At 72.8% G+C, this 2,714-nt stretch carries 2 protein-coding genes; both read right to left on the bottom strand.

The features are described 5' to 3' along the window. The coding region (locus ACFVYI_RS42340; RefSeq protein ID WP_387895447.1) for a condensation domain-containing protein at positions 1–297 on the bottom strand (297 nt) is incomplete at its 3' end. 41 nt (positions 298–338) lie between these two features. After that, a partial coding sequence (locus ACFVYI_RS42335) for an amino acid adenylation domain-containing protein (RefSeq protein ID WP_387895444.1) occupies positions 339–2,714 on the bottom strand: 2,376 nt, incomplete at its 5' end.

Here is a 2,714-nt window from a genome sequence, read left to right as displayed (position 1 = left end):
ACGGAACACCGTCCGCAACACCTCATGCCGCCCCACCAGAACCGACAACGCCCCACCCAACACACCCACGTCCAACCCACCCCGCACCCGCACCGAGGAGCAGGCGTTCCACGAGGTGGTGCCGGGGTCCATCCGGTCCAGGAACCAGAGCCGCTGCTGGGCGAAGGAGAGCGGCAGCGGCCTGCTCCGGTCCGCACGCGCGATGGTGCGGTCGGCGCGCTTCGCGCTGAGCAGCTTCTCCAGGAGCGCTCGCTGCGTGTCGGTGAGGTTGGCTATCCGCTCGTTCGCGTGGGTCATCGGTGCTCGGCCAATCTGCCAGTCGCGTGCACTGAGGGGGGTCACTGCTGTTCGAGCCGCCGCAGCGCCTCTTCGATCTCCGCGTCGGTCATGCCTTCGACGGCGCTGAGGGCCTCGCTCAACTCCTGCTCCGCGGCCTCGCGTCGGGCCCGGAGTTCGGCGGCGAGCGCGCGCGGCGCGGGGTTGCGGAACAGGCTCTCCAGGGACACGTCCGTCTCCGTCGCGGTACGCAGCCGGGCGACGACCCGGGTGGCGAGCAGGGACTGGCCGCCCAGGGCGAAGAAGGTGTCGTCGATCCCGACCACGGCGAGGTCGAGGACCTCGGCGAACACCTGGCAGACCAGTTCCTCGTCGGGGGTGCGAGGGGCGACGTAGGCCGCCGCCTCGGTCCGGTCCGGCACGGGCAGGGCCGTGCGGTCGATCTTTCCGGTGGCGGTCAGCGGCAGGGCGTCGAGCACCACGAAGGCCGCGGGCACCATGTAGTCGGGCACGGCGGCGCCGGTGTGCGCCCGCAAGGACGCCACCAGGTCGGCGCGGTCCACCGACGACACCTCCAGCGGGGGCGCCTGCGCCGAGGAGGCGTCCGGCGAGGAGGCCTCCGGCGAGGAGGCCTCCGGCGAGGGACCGTCCGGCACCACGTAGGCCACCAACCGCTTGCCGCCCGGGCCGTCGTCCCGGACCACGACCAGGGCCTGGGCGATCGACGGGTGCCGGCGCAGGACGCTCTCGACCTCGCCCGGCTCCACGCGGAAGCCCCGGATCTTCACCTGGTCGTCGATCCGGCCGAGGTACTCCAGGGTGCCGTCCGCGAGCCAGCGCCCCACGTCGCCCGTGCGGTACATCCGCGAGCCCGGCCCGCCGAAGGGGTCGGCGACGAAACGGTCCGCCGTCAGCCCCGGCCGCCCCGCGTAACCGCGCGCCAGGCCGATCCCGGTCACGTGCAGTTCGCCGGGCACTCCCACGGGCGCGGGCCGCAGCCGGCCGTCGAGCACGAGGACGCGGTGGTTGGGCAGCGGCCTGCCGAGCGGGACACCGTCCGCTCCCGGCCGGTTCCGGGTGTTCATCCGGTGGCCGGTGACGATGACCGTCGCCTCGGTGGGGCCGTAGACGTTGACGATCTGCAGGTGCGGGTGCAGGTCGAGGAGCCGGGAGACGGTCGCCGTCGGCGCCGTGTCGCCGCCCACCTGCACCTCGCGCACTCCGGCGAAGACCTCCGGGCACTCGTCGGCGAGGAGTTCGAGCAGGCCGGGGGTGAGGAACACCGCGGTGACCCCGTGCTCGGTGATGACCGAGCGGAAGGTCGCCGCGTCGACGGCGCCGCGCGGGGCGAGCACGAGCGTGCCGCCGGCCAGCAGGGCGGGCCACAGCTCGGCCGTGGACACGTCGAACGCGTAGGACGAATGCACCAGCACCCGCTCGTAGGCACCGCCGGCGAACAGTGGGTCGCAGGCGAATCCGACGACGTTGCGGTGGGTCACCGCCACACCCTTGGGCGTGCCGGTGGATCCCGAGGTGTAGATCAGATAGGCCAGTGAGTCCGGCTGCGGCCGGTGTTCGACGACCGGGCGGTCGGGCAGGTGGCCGGTGTCGGCACCGATGTCGATCACCATGACCGTCCGGTCGGCGAGCTCCGCCGTCCGGTCGGCGAGCAGTTCGGCGAGCTCCGCCGGGCGGTCGGTGAGCACGAAGCGTGCGCCGGACTCCGCCAGCATCCAAAGCTTGCGGGACGCCGGGTTGCGTTCGTCCATCGGCAGGTAGGCGCCACCGGCCTTGAGGACGGCGACGGCGGCGACGACGGTCTCGGGCGACCTGCCGATGTCCAGGCCCACGATGTCCTCGGCACGCAGGCCGAGTTCGATCAGCCGGTGGGCCAGTCGGTTGGAGGCCGTGTCGAGTTGCGCATGGGTGAGGTGTCGCTCGCCCTGGCGGACCGCCGTCGCGTCGGGGGTCCGCGCGGCCCGCTCGGCGAGCAGGTCCGGCAGCGTACCGGCGGGTACCGGCTGGTCGCTCCCCTGCCAGGTGGTGAGGACGCGTTCACGCTCCTGGGCGTCCTGCAGCGACAGGCGCGACAGCGGCCGGTCGGGGTCGGCCATCGCCTCGCGCACCACGTTGCCCAGGTGGTCGAGCAGTCGCTGGACGGTCGCCTGGTCGAACAGGGCGCTGCTGTAGGTCGCCTGCCCGGTGATGCCGCCGTCCCGGTCCTCCACGAGGTGCAGTTCGAGGTCGACCCGGGTGGAGACCCGGTCGCCGGCGAAGACCTCGGCCTCCTCACCGGTCTCGGCGAGTCGCCCGAAGGACGGGGTGTTGACGATCTGGAAGACGACCTGGACGAGGGGGTGGCGGGAGAGGTCGCGTTCGGGCCGCAGGTGTTCCACCAGGTACTCGAACGGCAGGTCCTGATGCGTGTACGCGCCCAG

It is taken from the genome of Kitasatospora sp. NPDC058218 (assembly GCF_042882445.1).
Classification (GTDB): domain Bacteria; phylum Actinomycetota; class Actinomycetes; order Streptomycetales; family Streptomycetaceae; genus Kitasatospora.
The sequence above is the reverse complement of the archived record's forward strand: the minus strand, read 5'-3'. Positions and strand labels throughout refer to the sequence as shown.